The sequence below is a fragment of the Paenibacillus sp. FSL H8-0259 genome, from assembly GCF_037963255.1.
In the GTDB taxonomy this organism is placed as follows: domain Bacteria; phylum Bacillota; class Bacilli; order Paenibacillales; family Paenibacillaceae; genus Paenibacillus_AQ; species Paenibacillus_AQ phytohabitans.
Genome location: NZ_CP150147.1, coordinates 5097857 through 5117722, shown reverse-complemented (window position 1 = coordinate 5117722; position 19866 = coordinate 5097857). Strand labels below are relative to the sequence as shown.

The following is a 19866-nucleotide window of genomic DNA, read 5'->3' as shown; positions in this document are numbered from 1 at the left end:
GATATGGATACCATGAATATCTCTATTCAATTCAGGTAAGGTCAGGTGTTGTCTATCGGCAGGAGTGCTGCTGATGGACAACATCTTTTTTGGCTGCTGGTTTGTGAAAATGGTCCGCTGCGCTGTGAAAATGGTCCGCTGCGCTGTGAAAATGGTCCTATAGCCTCCTACCGCTGTCACGCGCCGGGCGCCGTTCCTCTCTCCTGATAGCAGGCTGCTTTCTGTTAGACTGAAAGCGCAAACAAAATCTGGATATAGGAGATTTCGATATGGGAGTACCCTCTGGTGAACTGCTGCATGGTGTGGAGCCGGCCCCGCCGCCCCGCAGGAAGCTGCAGAACAAATACAAGCTGTTTTTCATGGCGCTTCCGTTTCTGGCGGTAACTTTTATTTTCTACTATTTGCCGATAAGCGGATGGATTTATGCCTTCTATGATTTCATTCCCGGCATTCCCCTGTCGGACACGCCCTTTGTCGGCCTGAAATGGTTCAGGACCATTGTTGCTAATCCGACTCAGACGGCTGAGGTGCTGCGGGTGCTGAAGAATACGGTTGCGATGAGCTCACTCGGGCTGGTGACCTCAGTGTTTCCCGTAATCTTTGCCATTCTGCTGACCGAGGTCCGGTCAGGCTGGTACCGCAAGCTGGTGCAGACGCTGACCACGATTCCGAATTTCATCAGCTGGATTCTTGTCTATGCGCTGGCCTTCTCACTGTTCTCCGTAGACAGCGGCGTGGTGAATCACCTGCTGGTCCAGTTCGGCTTCGCAGATGAAGGCTTCAACTTCCTGGCCTCCAGCTCTCATGTCTGGATTACGATGATCGCCTGGTACTGGTGGAAGTCGCTGGGCTGGGGAGCGATCCTGTACCTTGCGGCCATTGCCGGAATTGACCAGGAGCTATATGAAGCGGCGGAAGTGGATGGAGCGAGCCGGTTCCGCAAGATCTGGCATATCACGGTTCCCGGCATCATTCCTACCTTCTTCGTCCTGCTGCTGCTCTCCATCGGCAACTTTGTGAATAACGGCATGGAGCAGTATTTCGCCTTCCAGAATGCGATGAATAAGGACACGATCGAGGTGCTTGACCTCTACGTGTACAATATCGCTTTTGCCAACAACTTCCCGTTCGCAACGGCGGTCAGCATGCTGAAGTCGGTGGTCAGTGTTATCCTGCTGTTCGCGGCCAATACACTCTCGAAGATTGTGCGTGACGAATCCATTATTTAAGGGCGGTGATTCCACATGCGGAACAAGCTTAAACCGGGCAATGCCCTCTTTCAGGGAATCATCTATCTGCTCTTCGGATTATTCACCCTGAGCTGTATTTATCCGTTCTATTATCTGTTCATTAACACGATCAGCTCCAATGATCTGAGCGCCGGAGGGTATATCAAGTTCTATCCGCGGCAGATTCATTTCGACAACTACTTCAAGGTGCTGAAGATCAGCGGGCTAAGCCACGCGGCACTGGTCTCGGTCTACAGAACAGTAGTCGGCACGTTCCTGACGGTTGGGGCATCGGCTTTTCTCGGCTATCTGTTTACCAAGAAAGAAATGTGGGGCCGGCAGATCTGGTACCGCAGCATTGTGGTCACGATGTATTTCAGCGCGGGGCTGATCCCCTGGTACATCACGATGCACAATCTGCATCTGACCAACAATTATCTGGCCTATATTCTGCCGACGATTATTACCCCGTTCAACATTATTCTGGTCAAAACCTTCGTGGAGGCAATTCCGCCTTCCCTGGAGGAATCGGCAGCGATGGACGGTGCTGGATACCTGCGGGTATTCTGGAGCATCATTGTGCCGCTGACCACGCCGATTCTGGCGACGATTACGATTTTCTCGGCGGTTAACCAGTGGAACTCCTTCATTGATACGGCGTTCCTGATGACCGACACGAAATATTACACGCTGCAGTTCCTGCTCTGGCGGTATTTGAACGAATCCAGCTCGCTCGCCGCGCTGATCCGCAATTCACCGGATATGGCGGCCAGCATTCAGAATATGCAGACTCCGACGTCGGTACGGATGACGGTCACCATGATCGTAGTGATGCCGATTCTGATTGTGTATCCGTTCTTTCAGCGTTTCTTCGTCAAAGGCATCATGATCGGGGCCGTCAAAGGCTGACCGAACTAATATATCAGGGGGTATGAAGCAATGAGATTCAGATTTAGACAAGTATCGCTACTTCTGCTAAGCACGATAATGGTGCTGGTTCTGGCAGCCTGCGGCGGAGGCAACGGAAATTCAGGCAATTCGGGCACGGCGGCCAGCACGGATAAGCCGGCGGCCGAAGCCACGCCAGCCGCCGGCACAGAGGCCACAGCGGCTCCGGCAGACGGGGCGCTGGACCATTCCAAGCCGCTCAAGCTGACCGTATTCTCGACAACGGCTAATTACGCCGGCCCGCAAATCGGCTGGTTCGCCAAAGTCATCAAGGACAAATTCAACATTGAGCTGGATATTGTCGCCTCCAACCTGACTGGCGGGGATACCAAAATCTCAGCCATGATGGCCTCCGGCGATCTCGGCGATGTCATCATCTTCGGGGATGACAAGAACCATTATCCGAACGCGATCAAAGGCAAGCTGCTGCTGGACTGGACACAGGACGGCCTGCTGGACAAATACGGCGCGGATATTGTGAAGCAGTTCCCCAAAGCGGTAGAGAAGGCTAAAGTGGCCTTTGGCGGCGGAAGCTCCGTCTTCGGTATCGGCAATAACGTGGCAACCAACCCGTCGGGACCTTCCGAGGGCAAGGACATGACCTGGGGACCCGACTTGCGCTGGGACCTGTATCAGCAGCTAGGTGCACCTGAAATCAGCAAGATCGAGGATTATCTCCCGGTGCTGAAGCAGATGCAGGAGCTGGAGCCGAAGAATGAGCAGGGGAAGAAAACCTATGCTTTCTCCTTATGGTCCGACTGGGACGGCAACTATAAAATGACGCTGGCGAAGCAGTTCGCCAACATGATGGGCTATGACGAAATAGCGGATACCGCGCTGTATGTCAAGGCGGATGAAGAGAAGTACTATGACTTCCTCTCCGAGGACAGCTGGTATATGAAATCGCTCAAGCTCTACTTCGAAGCGAATCAGATGGGCCTGCTTGACCCGGACTCGCTTACCCAGAAATTCGATGATGTGGTGGCGAAATACAAGGACGGCCGCCTGCTCTTCTCCTGGTTCCCGTGGCTGGGCGCAGCCAACTACAATACACCGGAGAGAACCGCAGAAGGCAAAGGGTTCGCGCTTGTACCGTTCAAGGATGAGCTGATGTACTCCACAGGCTTCAACGTATACGGCGGCAACGGAATTATCGCCATCGGCGCCAAGGCCAAAGAGCCGGCACGTATCATGGAGTTCATCAACTGGATGTACACACCGGAAGGCGCAATGATCTCGGCAGGCAGCGGAACGGCAGTCTCCAATGGACCGCAGGGACTGGCCTGGGATATTGACAGCAGCGGCAAGCCGGTCGTGACCGACTTCGGCTGGAAGGCTTATGCCGATCAGCAGAACACGCAGGTTCCCGAGGAATACGGCGGCGGCGACTACTATTACGGCTCGAATCAGATGAACTTCTCCTTCGTGGTTCCGGCGATGGTGAATCCGGCTACGAATGAGCCGTATGACCACAATCTGTGGCAGACCACACTGGAACGCAATCCGTCGAAGCTCGACAGTGACTGGAGAGCGAAGATGGGCGTGCTTACGGCCAAGGAATATTTTGAGAAAAATAATCTGCTCGCTGTAGCGCCGCAGGGCTTCACCGGCAAAGAGCCGCTGACGATGGACAAAACGCTGGAGCAGAAGAACAAGCAGATCGGTACTGTGATCCAGCAGATCTCCTGGAAGATGGTCTTCGCCAAAAATCAGGCGGAATTCGATAAGCTGAACAAAGAAATGCATGACAAAGTTAACGGTCTCGGCTATCAGGACGTGATGGACTTCTCCGTGAAGAAAGCGGAAGAGCTGTTCGAAGCCCGCAAAAGTGTGAAGTAAGCGGAAGCGGATAGGGAATAGGCAGGGCAGCGACCGCGCTGTTCTGCCTTCTTATTTTCAGAACAAGAAAAATCTGGTATTCTGATTCTATATATTGAAACGCTTTCATTAAGAGATGAGGTCCGGCCCCATGCCTGGAAAGAAGCAAGCAGGCCATCCGCCGAAGGGGAAGTCCCTGCGGACTACTTTGGTGATTTATTTGCTGATCGGTACGCTGCTGCCGCTGCTGATTGTCGGCTTCATATCCTACACTTCCATCTATTCCATTCTGTCCGGCAAAATCGGCAGCGGCATCAGTGCCAGTCTGCGCCAGGAAGCGCTGAGCCTGGAGAATGCCATCGACAATCTGGATTTCGCCTCCAAGCAGTTTGCGCTGGACGGACAGATTGTGGAGGAGATGTCTTCTTTTCTGCAGGAGAAGCAGATCTACCGCAAGTCGCAAATGATGAATTCGATTAATCAGAAGATCAACCTGGTCAACTTCACCAATCCCTATATCGGTCTGACCGCCTATATCATGCCTGACAGTGATGATCCGGTGCTGTTCACCAACATGAGTACGCGAAGGGGCTTCGATCTCAGCAGCCTGCCTTCGTTCATGCGCTATAACGGGGCTGATTATTATGGTCCGCATGGCACGATGTATGCTGTCGGCGATAATGTCGTCTTCTCGGAGCGGCGGATCGTACGGGTGAGCGGGCAGCATGAGCTGTATATCTATCTGGAGACCAATTACAGTCTGCTGCGCAAAATTTTCAATCAGGAAGCCTACGGAATGAAGGTTAATCATCTCCTGGTGAATCAGAGCGGCACCCTTACGCATGTCATTGACGGTGAAGTGCCGGAAAGGATCATACAACAGGCCAGCCGGAGCGGCGGTTCTGCGCATGAGGTGCTGAATGGCTATCATTTGTTCCGCTATGAGAGTCCGCAGGGCTGGAAGCTTGTAGCCGTGGTCAAACGGTCGGTGTTCAACAGTGAGATTTACACCTGGATCTACAAAATGATTCTGCTGGCGCTGCTCACCCTCCTGTTCGCAGGATTTCTGGCCTGGCTGATCTGGAGAAGGGTCTATGGTCCGCTGCGCAAGGTCAATCTCGAAATTATCCGCATGGCGGAGAATGTCACCACGCCGGTAGCATTCACGAATGTGGAGGAATTCGATTCTGTCCTGAGCAACTTCCAGCAGATGAAGGATCAGGTGAATGAGCTGATTCTGGCTGTGGCCCGCAATGAGAAGCAGAAAAGCCAGTTCGAGATTGAGAAGCTGCTCAGCCAGATCAATCCGCATTTCCTGCATAATACGCTCAATACGGTGCAGTGGCTCGCCCGGCTGAACGGACAGAAGGAGATTGACAAGCTGGTTACCCTGCTGGTGAAGGTGCTGCATTATAACCTCGGCAAGCAGAGCATCATCGTCACCATCGGGGAGGAGATTGAAGCGATCCGTAATTACATGGAGCTGCAGCGTATCCGTTACGATTATGAATTCGAGTTCAATGTAGAGACCGATCCGGAGGTGCTGTCCGCTGCGGTTCCCCGGTTCCTGCTGCAGCCGCTGGTCGAGAACTCCATCTATCACGGACTGAGTGACAACGGCAAGGTGGATGTAATCATTACCGCGCAGGGTACGAGTGAAGTGCAGCTCATTGTGCAGGACAACGGTGCGGGAATGGATCAGGCGAAGATTGAGGAGCTGCTTGCGGAGGAGACCGTACGGAGACGGGGGCTTGGTATCGGATTCGCTTATGTGATGCGGATGCTGCGCATGTATTACGGGGAGCAGATGAGTCTGGAGATTCTCAGCGGGGAGAGCGGCGGTACAACGGTATCCATCATCATACCCATTATGAGCAAGGAGGACTTCAATGATTAAAGCTGTGGTCGTGGATGACGAGCGGCTGGTGCGCAAAGGCTTCATCTCGCTGATTGACTGGCCGTCCTTCGGGGTGGTGATTACCGGTGAAGCGGGGGACGGCAATGCTGCATTGGAGCTGCTCCGCCAGCAGGAGACGGATCTGCTGTTCGTGGATCTTACAATGCCGGGCATGACCGGGTTCGAGCTGATCCGCCAGGTCAGGCTGCGCTTTCCGGCTGTCCGCTGTGTGGTGCTCACCTGCCACCATGAATTCGATTATGTGCAGGAGGCACTGCGGCTGGGAGCGGTCGATTATATTGTTAAAACGCTGCTGGAGGTGGAGAATGCCGACGAAACCATCCGCAGGCTGGTGGAGCGGATCAGGTGGGAGGACGGCAACCGGGGCGCCCTGGTATCCGGCGAACTGAAGGTTATGTCTGCAGACAAGGCTCTGCTCTATCTGCCCCTGGAGCCTGAAGGGAAGGAAGCGGAGCTCTTTGAACTGTCACTGGTCAAGAACCATCCGCTGATCTCATTCCAGAACCTGTGGATGACCCCGCTTCCCTGCCGTGTGGCCGTGGAAGAAATCCGCCGTGAGCTGGAGGCCGTGCTTGGAGCAGGCTGGGCAGCTGTACTTGTAGAAGGGGTGCGTGATCAGCCGCTGAAGGAGCTGGAGGAGGTTCTGGAACGGACGGTTCCGCAGGCACTGTTCTATTATACCGGTGAATCTGAGTTGCCCAAGCTGAGCTATGATGAACTCAAAACGGTTGCCGGAAGGCATCGTCCCGCTACCGCTGCAGAGGAACCGGAGCCGCTGGTGCGTGCAGTGAATCTCCGGTGGACGCTTGAGCGGGGAGCCTGGGAAGACTTCAACGCAGCCGTTCTGTCCCGGCAGCCGCGCCAGGAGGCGGTTGCTGAGTTTGGAAGGGAGCTGCTGCGCAACTGGAGCGGGCTGCTGATGAAGCCGGAGGCGGCGGCGGAGCTTGCACTATCGGCACACCGCAACCGGAACTGGTGCCAGTGGAAAAGCTGGCTGCGCCAGTTCTCCGCTCAGGTTCAGCAGCGGATGATTGAGCTGGGCATGAGCAAAGAAGTGATGTTCTGCCTGATCAGCGCTGTGAACTATATGAAGAGCCATGCCGGGGATAAAATCAATCAGGGCGATGTAGCCGCCGCCATTAATATGAGCCGCGGCTATTTCAGCCAGTGCTTTGCCCGCTTTGCCGGGGAGACCTTCGGGGACAGTCTGCGGAGCATGCGGCTGGAACTGGCCAAATCCCTGCTGCGCGATACCCATGCGCCGGTCTGCGAAATTGCCTGCCGGTCCGGCTTTGAGGATGACCGCTATTTCAGCAGGCTGTTCCGTGAGCATGTAGGCAAGCTGCCCAGTGAATACCGTGCAGAAGGGATGGGGGAGCGGTGAACCGGGTCATGAGATATTCCTTGCCTCTATTGCTGCTGCTCAGTCTGTCCGCCTGCCGCAGCAGCGGTGCAGGGGGGCCTGCGGAACGGACAGCGCCGGCCGCTAATGCTGCCGATGCCGCTGCTTACGGCCGGTATGAGGAGCCGGTCGTGATGCGGATCGGCTTCAAGGTGCCGGATTCCCGGCTGACTACAGGCGACAGCAATGATAATAATCCGATCTCCCGCTATCTGGAGAGCCTGACGAACATCAGAGTCATTCATTCCTGGGAAGCGAAAGGCGAAGAGCCGTTTACTCAAAAAGCGCAGCTGGCCATAGACAGCAATGATCTGCCGGATGCGATGGTGGTGGACCGGGATCAGCTCAGCAAGCTGATCGCAAGCGATATGATTGAGGATCTTACCGATACGTATGAGCAGTACGGCTCCGGACTGATCAAGGATATGTACGATTCGACTCATGGCGAAGCTCTAGCCGATGCGCAGCGGGGCGGAAGATTGTACGGACTGCCGAATGTAGCCATTCATGCAGATTCGACCTCCCTGCTGTGGGTCCGCCAGGACTGGCTGGACCGGCTGGAGCTGCCGGCTCCGCGAACGCTTGGGGATATTGAGGCGATCGCCAGAGCTTTTATCGACAAGGACCCGGACGGCAACGGCAAGCGTGATACCGTGGGCATTAGCGCCTACAAGAATATTGTGTACGGGACCAAGCCGTATGTGAACGGTCTGGACGCCGTGTTCAGCGCCTTTCATTCCTTCCCGACCAACTGGATTAAGGACAGCAGCGGTAACGTAGTCTATGGTTCGGTTACCCCGGAGACACGCAAAGCGCTGGGCCAGCTCGCCGCATGGTACAAACAGGGATTAATTGATCCTGAGTTTGCGCTGTACAAAGAAACCCAGGAGCCGATTATTGCCGGCAAAGCCGGAATTTTCTTCGGGCCCTGGTGGATGCCCTTCTATCCGTTGTCGGAAGCGGTTGCCCAGGATACCAAAGCCGAATGGCGGGCCTACGCCGCACCGCTGGATGAGTCCGGCAAATTCGTAGCCCATATAGCCCCGGTCACGGACCGTTATCTGGTTGTCCGCAAAGGATACGCGCATCCCGAGGCTGTAGTGAAGCTGCTGAATGTGTTCACCCGGCTGGAAAGAAGACGGGATCCGAACGTGGAGGAGGTCGGGAAGCTGGATGATTTCGCAGCGCAGACCGGTATTCAGCCGCGGGCCTATTATCCGTTCGATCTGCTGATTGATTATAGCGATGCCATCGAGAAGCATTATGCGGATATCCAGCAGGCGCTGCACGGCAAGATCGACCCGGATGCGCTCGACCCCGATACCCGGCTGATCTATGACCGCTGGCAGGCGGAGGAAGAGCAGCCGAAGAAGAATCTGGAGGGCTGGAAGGCGGCCAACGCCTACAAATACGGGGTAGCCGTATTGTCCACAACAGCCGTTGAGGGAGTGCGCAGTGTGTATTACGGAAGTACGCTGCATATGGCGGCGAAGTGGCCGGCGCTGCAGAAGCTGGAGAGTGAGACGTTCCTTAACATTATCGTCGGCGATGCGCCGCTGAGCTCTTTTGATCAATTCACCGTGAAATGGATGAACATGGGCGGCGGACAAATCACGCGGGAGGTCACGCAAATTGTGAACATCCGGGAGGCAGAGAGTAAGCAGGATGACAGCAACAGCCAGTGAACAGGAATCGTAAAGAGGAAACGGTGAACAGGGATCAGCATATCCGCAAAAGATGCAGGTAACATAAATTAGAGGCTGTCCCAAAAGTAGATATTATACTGACGAGTCAGATTCTCGAATTTCTCTTGCTATTCCTGCTTTTCGGCTGCTTCAATTTCAGCGAACAGGGAACGTACCTTATCCTCCAGTTTGGCTTTGTGTGTACTGACCGCTTTCCCCAAAACAATGTGTAACGATTGGAGTTCACCTCAATTTTGGTGCCGTTTACAAAGTAATACTCAAAGGAAACGTATTTTTCGTCTGTCACGGCCACCCCCAGGGAAAACCGCGTTAAAGATAGAGTTGTCCAGCCGGTTGACGAAGGTATTTACAATACGAACGAGGTGATCTTCCGGGATATCTTCATCGGGATCCATTGGCAAGCAAAGTTGGCCCAGGGATTATTGAATGTACAAAGGAATCGCTCCTCTGAAAATGGTTGGGGGTACCTCCATTTTACCAAAACGAGCAATTTCTTTGTTTGTTTTTAAGGTTAAAAATACAATTCCCGCTTAAACAGCGGAGCGGACGGAACGATTGTGGAAAAGCGAATGCGGTCGCCTTGGTCTCCGGATTTTCACCGCTAAGGGGAATGAAAAAAATCTGGAGAGCACAGCGATTGGAACAACGGTCCGTTCGCGCAGCGTCCACCCAAGTGCTCACGTTGATCTTACTCCAAAATAAATAGCTGTCCAAGGATAAGCCTGTGGCTTCCTCAGGCAGATTTGCCGATCTCAGCAGCGAGTCCATGCTCCGCCCGATTCGCCCGGGTGGAGCGATAGCTGAGCCATGCTCCGCACAGGGCCAGAACGGCAAGGCCCGAGGCCAGCCACGGAATCGTGGCGATTCCCAGTGTGTTGATGGTCACCCCGCCGAGATAAGCACCGGCGGCATTGCCCAGATTCAGCGCCGAGTGGCTGGAGGTGGTGGCCAGCAGCGGTGCTTTATGTGCCAGATTCATGATCCGCAGCTGAATGCCGGGCATTATTCCGAATGCGGCGATCCCCCAGAGAAAGACGTTGGCAACGGCAAGGACCGGATGATGCAGCGTCAGCGGGAATAATGCGATAATGCCGGCCAGCACGGCGAAGTTGACGATCAGGGAAGGCATCAGCTTCCAGTCGGCCAGCTTGCCGCCGGCGATATTGCCAAGGGTAACGCCAACTCCGAACAATACCAGAATCCAGGTGACACTATGCTCGGCGAAGCCGGTGATGTCTTCAAGAATTGGCGTGATATAGGTGAACAAAGCGAACAGGCTTCCGCAGCCCAGCGCTCCCGTAAGCAGAATCAGCAGTACCTTGGGATTCATCAGCCCGCGCACCTGCTCGGCAAGATTGGCTGTCTGCTCCTGAACAATAACAGGAATGAAGCGGATAATCCCAAAGAGGGAGATAATGCCCAGCACGGTGATGGCGCCGAAGGAAGCCCTCCAGCCGAGCTGCTGCCCGAGGAAGGTTCCGTGGGCGAAGGCGGTCAATACCCGGGCAATAATCAGCAGCGGATAGGTAGGCGCTATAACGGATACGGCGTTGCCGAAGATGAAAATACCCATGAGGATGACGAGCAGCTTTTTCTGCGGCAGCCGGTGGGTGAAGACAGTCAGCACAGGCGCTCCGATGGCTACGCCTAGCGCATAGCTTGTAATCAGCTGGCCGGCCTGGGAGATGGTTACGCCGAGATCACTGGCGACATTGGGCAGCAGCCCCATGATGATGAATTCGGTCATGCCGATGGCGAAGGCGCCAAGTGTAAGGACCAGCAGGGATAACGGGAAACGTTCCTTGCCGGGTGAAGGTACAGATTTAGTTGCAGCGTGTTTCATAATCAGGTGTTGTCTCCGATCTGAGATGGTGTAGGTTCTTCCTTCCAGCCTTTGCAGACATCGACCCATGCCCGGTTTCCGGAGTATTCGGCAAGTTCAGCGCAGGTTAGTTCAATGGCGGAATTGGTGCTGCCGCAGGCCGGGAAAAGCGTGCTGAACCGCTTCATGGATTCATCCAGATATACATCCAGCGGACGGGCCAGCCCGAAGGGACAAACCCCGCCGATCTCATGTCCGGTCTGTTCGAAGACTTCATCCGGACTTAGCATCCGTGCCTTGAACCCGAAGGTCTCGCGGAATTTCCTGTTGTCAATCTTGGCATCTCCAGCCGCAACGATGAGTATGGCATCTTCCTGTGCACCGCGGAAGGAGAGGGTTTTGGCAATTCTGGCCGGAATGACGCCAATCACAGCGGCTGCCATCTCTACAGTAGCGCTGGAGGCAGCAAACTCCTGTACATCCTGCTCGCGGGAGAATTTACGAAAATGTTCTTTAACAGTGGCAATCGACATGATCTTGGCATCCTTTCTGAAATTACATGGTTTTCATATTGGGTTACATTCTAACCTGTTTCACCAGACTCTGCAAAACATTCCTCATCTATGATCCAAACATTTCAATTACCGGCGGCATTTAATATAGAAATAAGGGTGAGAGGTGAGCGCGGATGAAATTTGAGGAAATCAGGGGAGGATATGATTGCATTGTCAGTCTGGGAAGCTCATGCGAGCCTGCAGCCCATTTGCGCCGCAGAGGCCTCCGGGTATTTTCTTCGCCGCTGGACTGGGTGGTGTCGTTATCGCTTACGGATGTGAACCGGCTGCTGGGCCAGCGTTTCTCGGGGTATATGGAGCTTCCGAATATGGGTGTGATCGATGGCAATGATGTGTTTGTGGACAATGAAGTCGTCCAGCCGGTCAAATCCTATTTTGTGAAGGACTTTCATTATAATGTAATTTCAGTGCATGACTTTCCGGTGCTGGAGGGGCTGGAGTGGAGCCACGTCTACCCGGATTTCAAGCAAAAAATTAATATGCGTTCCCAGCGCCTGCTGGACACCCTGCTGATGAGCCGGAAGGCGCTGTTTATCCGCTGGGGGAGCACGTATGAGGAAGCCTGTGAGCTTCAGACAGTGCTGCGCACCTTAACCGGCGGGGATTTCCATATTCTGATTGTAAACGGTGTCGATGGACTGGAGTCCGTGCTCGACCGTGACTGGCCGCTGCCCGGTATTGCGTCTCTGGGAATTCCGAACCGTGCGGGGGATGCGGAGAGCTGGAATTATATTCTGGACGGTATATATCTGCTGTAGGGATTATAAGCAGACTATAATATAAGCGAACAGCAGAGCAGCGGCTCCCTGGAAGACGGGAGAGCCGCTGCTCTGCTGTGTTTTACGGATAATAACATCCTATTTAACCTGAGCTGGATAACTTGCACAGCCGCTGGAGAAGCTGCTGTCAATTCTGCCCGTTCAGCAGCTCTGAATTCCGCGTGACCTTATGGAGCAAAGTAATCAGAGTGTCGATTTCTTCCCCGGTTAAATCCGCAGACAGCTTGCGGTTGAAATCATTTAACAGTGACTGGAATACCGGGGCGAATTCGAGCGCTTTGGCCGTCGGGTAGAGCAGGGAGGAGCGGCGGTCCCTGGGATCGGTCCGGCGTTCGATATATCCCGAGGCCTCCAGATGTTTCACGGAGCGGGCGGTGGTGGCTTTATCACATTTTATTTCACTGGTCATCTGATCCTGTGTGATCCCCGGGTGGCTCAGAATCAGCTTAAGAAAGCTATGCTGCCCTCCGCTGCCGATACCATAGGGCAACAGCTCTTTGGCCAGGATTTTTTGATTCTGGCGGTGCAGATGGGAGATCAGCTTGCCGATCGGTTCTTTGTTTGAAGTCACAGGCGGACACCTCTTCAGGGGATAATGACGTCTTCCGGATAACCTGGAATATCGTCTGCCTCAAATACTACAACAATATGGTTGCGTGCGCAACTAATTTGCAGTACACTGGGATTGGCTGTTTTGTTGCGCATGCAACTAGTTTTGAAATATGACGCAAGAGGGTGTTTGCAGATGAGCAGTATAGGTGCTACATACCAGGAGGATGCAGTGATTCAGAGGAAACGCTGGATTATTCTGATCGTCCTGAATTTATTTACATTTATGTCAACACTGGACGGAAGTATTGTGAATATTGCGCTGCCGGTGCTGGTGAAGGAGCTGCAGCTGCCGGTTGCTCAAGTAGAATGGGTGACTACCGGATATTTGATGGCCATCTGCACTGTCATCCTGTTCTTCGGGAAGCTGGGCGATATTGCCGGGAAGATCAGGATTTTTAAATTAGGCATGATTATATTCACCGCCGGCTCCCTGCTCTGCGGTCTAAGCCACAGTCTGCCGCTGCTGATTGCGGCGCGCGTGGTTCAGGCGGTCGGCGCTTCGATGACTATGGCGAACAGCCAGGGGATTGTTACGGATATTTTCCCGTCCACCGAACGGGGCAAGGCATTGGGGCTGATCGGGACCTTCGTATCACTGGGCAGTATAGCCGGGCCAAGTCTCGGGGGGATCATTGTTTCCACTATGGGCTGGGAATATATTTTCTGGGTAAATGTTCCGATTGGACTGATTGCGATTATGCTCGGCTGGAAGGTGCTGCCGAAGGATCTGGTCCGGGTGAAGTCCAGAATCGATCTTCCCGGCAGCATGCTGTTTGCTGTCTTTATTGTTACTTTATTCGCCGGACTGCTGCTTGGCCAGCAGCTTGGGTACAGGGATAACCGGATTCTGGCCTCCCTGATCGCGGCTGCTATAACCTTTATTGCTTTTGTGATGGTGGAGCTGCGCCGCAAGCAGCCGCTGCTCCAGCTGTCGCTGTTTAAGAATCCGCTGTTCTCACTGAGTATTTTCTGTGCATTTCTGGTATTTGTCTCCAACTTCTGCTTCAACATTATCGCGCCGTTCTACGCACAGAATATGCTGAATATGTCACCCTTCAGTGCAGGCTTCCTGCTGATGCTCTTCCCGATCTCCATGGTCATTATTGCGCCGCTTAGCGGGGCGTTGTCCGATAAGATTGGTTCAGAGCTGCTGACCTTTGCCGGGCTGATTGTTATGGTCATTGCCCAGTTCGGGCTGGCCCGGCTGCATGAAGGCAGTCCGGTTCTGCTGGTCGGCGTATGGATTGCCATGCTCGGAATCGGCAGCGGTTTGTTCGGCTCGCCGAACAATTCACTTGTGATGTCGACCGTGCCGCGTACCCAGCTTGGCTCCGCAGGCAGTGTGAATTCGCTGGTCCGCAATGTAGGGATGGTCGTGGGAATCACTGTTGCTACGTCCATCCTGTTCAACGTGATGAGCAGCAGGGCAGGCTACCGGGTGACCGGACTGATTGAAGGACGACCGGATATTTTCCTCTCGGGGATGCATGTTGTCTTCATGACCTCGTCTTCCATCTGTCTGTTATCGGCGCTGCTGACAGGCTGGCGGCTGTTCTCGTCCCGCAGGGCTAAGAGGTTGAACGCGTGAAGCTGACTACTCCTCTTTAGAATCCTGCACAAAATACAACATTTCCCTCATAATCTCGGCCATAATCCATAATTGTTGTACAAATGGCAGCAATTTTCTTCTTCCAAGCTGCTTAGTGCGAAAATTCCTGTATTTTCTGCAACAATCCTACCAAACACACAGATTTCTATGTGTCTAAGTTGCAATATGTACAACATTAATGCTATTTTGATTGAACTTGACCGGGTGTAATCCAAAATAACATTTAGATATCTGTCACAAACCACAGCCCCGTCTTGTCTACAGTAATGTAGAACATTAATGGAGGCGATTGGACATGAGTCTGAGAATGAATTATCGTGAGGTTAACGCGCCGGCTTTCCGGGCAATGATGATACTGGAGCAGCATGCAGGAAGCCGCAGCAAGGATAAAGTACTGTATGAACTGGTCAAAATACGGGTCTCCCAAATTAACGGCTGTGCGTTCTGTCTGGATATGCATGCCAAGGATCTGATGAAGCTGGGCAACTATGCCGATCATATTCTGCTGCTGAGTGTCTGGCGTGAAGCGCCGATATTCACTGATAAAGAACGGGTGCTGCTGGAATTCGCCGAGCATGTAACCCAGATCAGCCAGGCAGGTGTTCCGCCGGAGCTGTATCACAAGGTACTGGAGCATTTCAGCGAAGAGGAACTGGTAGACTGGATTATGGCGATCAATACGATCAACAGCTGGAACCGGATTGCCATTACCACGGGGATGTTCCCCGGATGCTTCAACTGAGCTTGAATTAAGATAGCCGTAAGGGTGAAGGAGGGGCAGCGCGTGGAGGTCCGGGATAAAGAAGGCATAGAGGCTGAGAGTCCGTCTGCGGAGAGTTTAGGTATGGAGGAGCTGTATCAGAATTATAAAGGTTATGCATTCTCCATTGCCTACCGGATGTTAGGTGTGGTTGCGGATGCGGAGGATGCTGTTCAGGATACGTTTGCTGAGCTCCAGCGCCGGGACCGGAGCGGTATCCAGAATATCAAAGCCTATGTGGCCAAGGGCGTAACCAACCGCTGCCTGAATATGCTGAATTCTGCGCGGAGCCGGAGAGAGACCTATATCGGAGAGTGGCTGCCGGAGCCGGTCAGCACAGGGTATGATGGTCCGGAAGCGGAGGCGGAGCGGAAGGATAGCCTATCGTATGCTTTTCTGGTGCTGCTGGAACGTCTGGCGCCAACGGAGCGGGCCGTATTTGTGCTGCGTGAGGCATTCCAGTACGACTACGAGGAAATTGCCGGGATGGTGGGCAAGACGGAGAGCAACTGCCGGCAGATCTTCAGCCGGGCGAAGCGCACACTGCAGGCGGAGCGTGCGGCTACATCGCCTTCCCCTTCTCCCGGTTACGGAGCTGTCAAAGAGAATCTGCTGCGGAGCTTCACTGCCGCATTCACCTCTTATGATGTCGGCGGCATGCTGAAGCTGCTGGGGGAACATCCTGTGCTGGTTGCTGACGGCGGCGGACAGGAAGTGCATACGATTCTCCGGCCGATGACCGGCCGCAAAGGCGTGCTGGCGCTGCTGACCTCACGCAGGGTGATGCATTATCTGCGGGAATGGGAACAGCATTATGGAATAGTCAATGGCGAGCCAGGCCTGATCTTCACCCATCAGGGGGAGATCAAAGGAGTGATCTGTCTGATTCCGGACCGGAGCGGCGAGCAGATCCAGAACATCTACCTAATGATGGACCCGGCCAAAATGAGCCGTATTACAGTTCATCCGGAGACGCCGCGGAGTTAATCCGGGGGCAGAACATAAAGACCCGTTATCCATCCCTGCCGGGAGAGGTAACGGGTCTTTATGTTCTTAAGTTCTTAAGGGCGGTGCTCAATCAGCCGTCCTGTCTCTATTAGGGTGTACTAGTTCTTGAAGCTGTGGATCGGCGCCGGAATACGTCCGCCGCGGTTAACGAAGCCTGCACAATTGAACGGGTTGACCGCCATGACCGGTGCATAACCCAGCAGGCCGCCGAACTCAACCATTTCGCCGACTTCCTTGCCGATAACCGGAATGACGCGGACCGCGGTTGTCTTGTTATTGACCATGCCGATCGCCGCTTCATCGGCGATGATACCCGAGATGGTCTCCTTGCTGGTGCTGCCCGGAATGGCAATCATGTCGAGGCCGACGGAGCACACGCAAGTCATTGCTTCGAGCTTCTCCAGCGTCAGTGCACCGCGCTGAACAGCCTGGATCATGCCGTGGTCTTCACTGACCGGGATGAACGCGCCGCTTAAGCCGCCGACATAGGAGGAGGCCATGACCCCGCCTTTTTTGACATTGTCGTTAAGAATGGCCAGCGCAGCCGTGGTGCCGGGAGCTCCAGCTTCTTCAAGACCCATGACCTGAAAGATCTCGGCGATGGAGTCGCCGATTTCAGGTGTAGGAGCCAGCGACAGATCGATGATGCCGAAGGGCACATTCAGCCGTTTGGAGGCTTCCTGGGCAACGAGCTGCCCGACGCGGGTAACCTTGAAGGCGGTACGCTTAATGGTCTCGCACAGCGTCTCGAAGTCCTGTCCCTTCACCTCTTCCAGCGCCCGCTTGATTACGCCGGGACCGCTGACGCCTACATTAATGACACATTCCCGTTCGCCGACACCGTGGAAGGCTCCGGCCATGAACGGGTTATCCTCAACGGCGTTACAGAAGACGACCAGCTTGGCGCAGCCGATGGAATCGCGGTCTTTCGTGCGCTGTGCAGTCTGGATGATAATATCGCCCATCAGCTTCACGGCGTCCATGTTGATGCCGCTGCGCGAGGAGCCGACATTCACGGAGGAGCAGACACGTTCCGTCACTGCCAGCGCTTCCGGGATGCTGTCGATCAGAATCCGGTCGCCTTTGGTACAGCCTTTCTGAACCAGTGCGGAGTAACCGCCGATAAAGTTGACGCCAACCTCCTTGGCCGCCTTGTCGAGAATCTTTGCTACAGGAACATAAGTATCGGTATGTACGGCGCCGGCAGCAATTGAGATCGGAGTTACGGAAATACGCTTGTTCACAATCGGCACGCCGAATTGACGCTCCAGATCTTCACCCGTCTTCACGAGCTTTTCGGCGGAACGGGTAATTTTGTCATACACATTGCGGTTAAAGATCTTCATATCCGTATGCGCGCAGTCCATCAGACTGATGCCCATGGTAATCGTACGCACGTCCAGGTTCATTTCCCGGATCATTTTATTGGTTTCCTGCACTTCTCCAATTGAGATCATAGTATGGTTGTTCCTCTCTTTGCCGCCCGGCTAGATCCGGTGCATAATATTGAAGATATCTTCATGCTGAAGCTTGATTTCCACACCGATGTCCTCACCGACATGCTGCAGATCCCGTGCAATTTCCTCGAAGGACTTAGAGGGTGCGGAAATGTCCACAATCATCATCATATTGAAATAGTCCTGCACAATCGTCTGGGAAATATCCAGAATATTCAGATTGTGTTCTGCGAGGTATGTACATACTTTGGCAATAATTCCTACTTTGTCTTTTCCCAGTACCGTAATAATCCCCTTCAATTGAAAGCCTCCTATTATAGATTCCTCTGTTTTCTCCGCCCGCTGCCGCTTTAACGGAATGAACGGTTTCAATTATTATGTCAAATGAATAGAAGGTTATCAACCAAAGCTTTTTTGTAGGGCTGATCAGAGATTTGAGCTTGCAATTCGACAAAAACAGATTAAAATTGACACCGCCTTAAAAATATGATTAATTGAAGGTTTGAATGAACTATTGATATGAAGGAACGAACTGAAGGAGCTATTATGACAACGAGAAAATATAAAGAGCTGGTTGAACAGCGAACCAGACAAACCTTGCAGAAGTGGTCGCAGCAGCCGGCAGTTGAGGAAAGGGATATCTATCGCTTTCTGCATAATTTAAAAGGCACTTCCGGGACAGTGGGCCTTGACGCGGTGGAGGCGTTCTCCGGCAATTCTCTGCTCTATTTCTCGGATGATAACCATAGAAGCTGGACGGAAGCCGAGTGGGGGGACTATTTATATCCGCTGCTGGAGCTGTTTGATGAGCCTGAAATTACAGGTGCAGTGCCTCCCCAGATTCCGGGAATTGCGTTGTCCCATGGCAGCACCCACCAGCAGTACGAAATTCTGGTCATTGACGATGATGTGGAGCTGGTGGCTTTTTTGCGCGAGTCGCTGGAGAAGCAGTCATACTATGTAAGCATTGCCCTGTCCGCTGAACGCGGACTTAAGATTTTTTATGAGACCAAGCCGGATTTAATTCTGCTGGATATTCTGCTGCCGGACCGCAGCGGGATTGATGTGCTCAACCAGATTATCGGCAAAGCCAAAAAAGAGCGGATTCCGATCATTATCATCAGCGGTGAACACTCCAAGGAAGTCCAGAAATATGCCTATTCGCTCGGTGTGATGGATTACATCCGGAAGCCGGTGGATATCGACCTGTTCCTGGTGCTGATCAAGAACCGGTTTGAACTGAAAAAAGAATGGCAGGAGTCCATCATTGTAGATGAGCTGACGGGTGCTTTTAACCGGAAATATTTCAATCAGACCCTGAAGATGCTCTCATCTGACTTCAGACGGACGGGCCGGACGTTCTCGCTCGCGCTGCTGGATCTGGATTACTTTAAGCATGTCAACGATACGTATGGTCATCTTGTGGGGGACGAGGTCCTGCAGACTTTTTCGGAGCTGGTCAGAGATTCAATTCGTACGGAGGATACACTGTGCCGCTACGGGGGAGAGGAATTCGCCCTGTTCATGCCAAATACCTCTGCGGACTCAGCGCTGCTTGTCATTGAACGGATTCAGGAGAAATTCGCTTCCAGGGAATTCTGTGCCAAACGGGAAAACTTCCATGTTACCTTCTCCTGCGGCATTACAGAGATAAGCGAACGGCAGCAGGATACCGATAAACTAATTGACGAGGCAGACCAGGCTTTGTATTCCAGCAAGTATAGCGGACGAAACCAGACAACCTTGTACAGCGAGGGAATGTTAACGGGCCAGAGGGAAACGGTACTCAATGTAATTATTGTTGATGATGATCCGCTGATCCGCAGAATTATTACCGGCAATTTCGCCTCCTGGGAGCCGGGGAATATCGCCGGAATGAAAGTGAACAGTTATGCCGACGGCGAGCTTTTTCTGAAATCGGACTGGTATGTTCCGGAGGAGAAGTACATTATTCTGCTGGACGGGGTGATGCCCGGCCTCGACGGGCTTGAGGTTCTGGAGAAGATCCGCAGCGGCTATCCTGAAGTGAACATCCTGGTGATTATGCTGACAGGCCGCAATAATCAGCGCGATATTATCCATGCCCTGCAGCTGGGGGCGGACGATTATGTGATTAAGCCGTTTCATGTGCCGGAGCTGCTGTCCCGGATTGAGCGCCTGGCCCACAGATTCTTGTTCTAATAGCAATGTATCCAGCCGTGGATGAACTGAAAGTGAGAGTGA

At 53.4% G+C, this 19866-nt stretch carries 16 protein-coding genes; 11 read left to right on the top strand and 5 right to left on the bottom strand.

The genetic code is table 11. The features are described from left to right. The first annotated feature begins 269 nt into the window (after positions 1 to 269). The 6 genes from NSU01_RS22110 (at position 270) to NSU01_RS22085 (ending at position 9000) form a co-directional block, all read left to right on the top strand. A complete protein-coding gene (locus tag NSU01_RS22110; protein WP_042138501.1) occupies positions 270 to 1229 on the top strand; it encodes an ABC transporter permease subunit in 960 nt (319 codons plus the stop codon). Between the two features lie 15 nt (positions 1230 to 1244). Further along, positions 1245 to 2138 carry a carbohydrate ABC transporter permease gene (locus tag NSU01_RS22105; RefSeq protein ID WP_076243310.1) on the top strand — a complete coding sequence of 298 codons (894 nt, stop codon included), beginning with the start codon at positions 1245 to 1247 and terminating at the stop codon, positions 2136 to 2138. A 30-nt stretch (positions 2139 to 2168) separates the two neighbouring features. Then, the gene (locus NSU01_RS22100) at positions 2169 to 4016 is read left to right on the top strand and encodes an ABC transporter substrate-binding protein (protein WP_076243309.1); all 1848 of its coding nucleotides are present in this window, start codon (positions 2169 to 2171) and stop codon (positions 4014 to 4016) included. A 130-nt stretch (positions 4017 to 4146) separates the two neighbouring features. Continuing rightward, positions 4147 to 5892: a histidine kinase gene (locus NSU01_RS22095; protein WP_076243308.1), complete on the top strand. Its 1746-nt coding sequence runs from the start codon at positions 4147 to 4149 to the stop codon at positions 5890 to 5892. Beyond that, positions 5885 to 7297 (top strand): response regulator, encoded by a 1413-nt coding sequence (locus tag NSU01_RS22090; RefSeq protein WP_076243307.1) that lies wholly within the window; start codon positions 5885 to 5887, stop codon positions 7295 to 7297. Before NSU01_RS22095 ends, NSU01_RS22090 begins: the two co-directional genes overlap by 8 nt. A gap of 8 nt (positions 7298 to 7305) precedes the next feature. After that, positions 7306 to 9000, top strand: a complete 1695-nt coding sequence (locus NSU01_RS22085; RefSeq protein WP_144026030.1) for an extracellular solute-binding protein — start codon at positions 7306 to 7308, stop codon at positions 8998 to 9000. 754 nt (positions 9001 to 9754) lie between these two features. Here NSU01_RS22085 and NSU01_RS22080 read toward each other — a convergent pair. Continuing rightward, positions 9755 to 10864 carry an MFS transporter gene (locus tag NSU01_RS22080; RefSeq protein WP_076243305.1) on the bottom strand — a complete coding sequence of 370 codons (1110 nt, stop codon included), beginning with the start codon at positions 10862 to 10864 and terminating at the stop codon, positions 9755 to 9757. A 2-nt stretch (positions 10865 to 10866) separates the two neighbouring features. After that, positions 10867 to 11376 carry a YbaK/EbsC family protein gene (locus tag NSU01_RS22075; RefSeq protein ID WP_076243304.1) on the bottom strand — a complete coding sequence of 170 codons (510 nt, stop codon included), beginning with the start codon at positions 11374 to 11376 and terminating at the stop codon, positions 10867 to 10869. 155 nt (positions 11377 to 11531) lie between these two features. On the opposite strand from NSU01_RS22075, the gene NSU01_RS22070 reads away from it, so the two are divergent. Further along, entirely contained in the window at positions 11532 to 12176 is a 645-nt protein-coding gene (locus NSU01_RS22070; RefSeq protein ID WP_076243303.1) for a DUF1796 family putative cysteine peptidase, read from the top strand. A 148-nt stretch (positions 12177 to 12324) separates the two neighbouring features. On the opposite strand, the gene NSU01_RS22065 is transcribed toward NSU01_RS22070, so the two are convergent. Beyond that, entirely contained in the window at positions 12325 to 12768 is a 444-nt protein-coding gene (locus NSU01_RS22065; protein ID WP_076243302.1) for a MarR family transcriptional regulator, read from the bottom strand. Positions 12769 to 12942: 174 nt separating this feature from the next. Here NSU01_RS22065 and NSU01_RS22060 point away from each other — a divergent pair, with 174 nt between their 5' ends. The 3 genes from NSU01_RS22060 to NSU01_RS22050 all read left to right on the top strand — a co-directional run bounded on the left by NSU01_RS22060 (position 12943) and on the right by NSU01_RS22050 (position 16165). Further along, positions 12943 to 14397 carry an MFS transporter gene (locus NSU01_RS22060; RefSeq protein ID WP_076243301.1) on the top strand — a complete coding sequence of 485 codons (1455 nt, stop codon included), beginning with the start codon at positions 12943 to 12945 and terminating at the stop codon, positions 14395 to 14397. 316 nt (positions 14398 to 14713) lie between these two features. Beyond that, positions 14714 to 15160 (top strand): carboxymuconolactone decarboxylase family protein, encoded by a 447-nt coding sequence (locus NSU01_RS22055; protein ID WP_076243300.1) that lies wholly within the window; start codon positions 14714 to 14716, stop codon positions 15158 to 15160. 102 nt (positions 15161 to 15262) lie between these two features. Next, positions 15263 to 16165, top strand: coding sequence for a sigma-70 family RNA polymerase sigma factor (locus NSU01_RS22050; protein WP_042141329.1), 903 nt, complete (start codon positions 15263 to 15265; stop codon positions 16163 to 16165). A gap of 119 nt (positions 16166 to 16284) precedes the next feature. On the opposite strand, the gene NSU01_RS22045 is transcribed toward NSU01_RS22050, so the two are convergent. Both NSU01_RS22045 and NSU01_RS22040 read right to left on the bottom strand, forming a co-directional pair. Next, positions 16285 to 17640 (bottom strand): PFL family protein, encoded by a 1356-nt coding sequence (locus NSU01_RS22045; protein ID WP_256703807.1) that lies wholly within the window; start codon positions 17638 to 17640, stop codon positions 16285 to 16287. A gap of 33 nt (positions 17641 to 17673) precedes the next feature. After that, positions 17674 to 17943, bottom strand: coding sequence for an ACT domain-containing protein (locus tag NSU01_RS22040; RefSeq protein ID WP_039293974.1), 270 nt, complete (start codon positions 17941 to 17943; stop codon positions 17674 to 17676). Positions 17944 to 18189: 246 nt separating this feature from the next. Between NSU01_RS22040 and NSU01_RS22035 the strand changes: the two genes are divergently transcribed. Beyond that, positions 18190 to 19824, top strand: coding sequence for a diguanylate cyclase (locus tag NSU01_RS22035; protein WP_042138478.1), 1635 nt, complete (start codon positions 18190 to 18192; stop codon positions 19822 to 19824). Positions 19825 to 19866 lie beyond the last annotated feature (42 nt).

Coding starts and splice junctions, on each gene's coding strand:
- NSU01_RS22110 (WP_042138501.1), top strand. CDS start 270: ATGGGAGTACCCTCTGGTGAACTGCTGCATGGTGTGGAGCCGGCCCCG.
- NSU01_RS22105 (WP_076243310.1), top strand. CDS start 1,245: ATGCGGAACAAGCTTAAACCGGGCAATGCCCTCTTTCAGGGAATCATC.
- NSU01_RS22100 (WP_076243309.1), top strand. CDS start 2,169: ATGAGATTCAGATTTAGACAAGTATCGCTACTTCTGCTAAGCACGATA.
- NSU01_RS22095 (WP_076243308.1), top strand. CDS start 4,147: ATGCCTGGAAAGAAGCAAGCAGGCCATCCGCCGAAGGGGAAGTCCCTG.
- NSU01_RS22090 (WP_076243307.1), top strand. CDS start 5,885: ATGATTAAAGCTGTGGTCGTGGATGACGAGCGGCTGGTGCGCAAAGGC.
- NSU01_RS22085 (WP_144026030.1), top strand. CDS start 7,306: ATGAGATATTCCTTGCCTCTATTGCTGCTGCTCAGTCTGTCCGCCTGC.
- NSU01_RS22080 (WP_076243305.1), bottom strand. CDS start 10,864: ATGAAACACGCTGCAACTAAATCTGTACCTTCACCCGGCAAGGAACGT.
- NSU01_RS22075 (WP_076243304.1), bottom strand. CDS start 11,376: ATGTCGATTGCCACTGTTAAAGAACATTTTCGTAAATTCTCCCGCGAG.
- NSU01_RS22070 (WP_076243303.1), top strand. CDS start 11,532: ATGAAATTTGAGGAAATCAGGGGAGGATATGATTGCATTGTCAGTCTG.
- NSU01_RS22060 (WP_076243301.1), top strand. CDS start 12,943: ATGAGCAGTATAGGTGCTACATACCAGGAGGATGCAGTGATTCAGAGG.
- NSU01_RS22055 (WP_076243300.1), top strand. CDS start 14,714: ATGAGTCTGAGAATGAATTATCGTGAGGTTAACGCGCCGGCTTTCCGG.
- NSU01_RS22050 (WP_042141329.1), top strand. CDS start 15,263: ATGGAGGAGCTGTATCAGAATTATAAAGGTTATGCATTCTCCATTGCC.
- NSU01_RS22035 (WP_042138478.1), top strand. CDS start 18,190: ATGACAACGAGAAAATATAAAGAGCTGGTTGAACAGCGAACCAGACAA.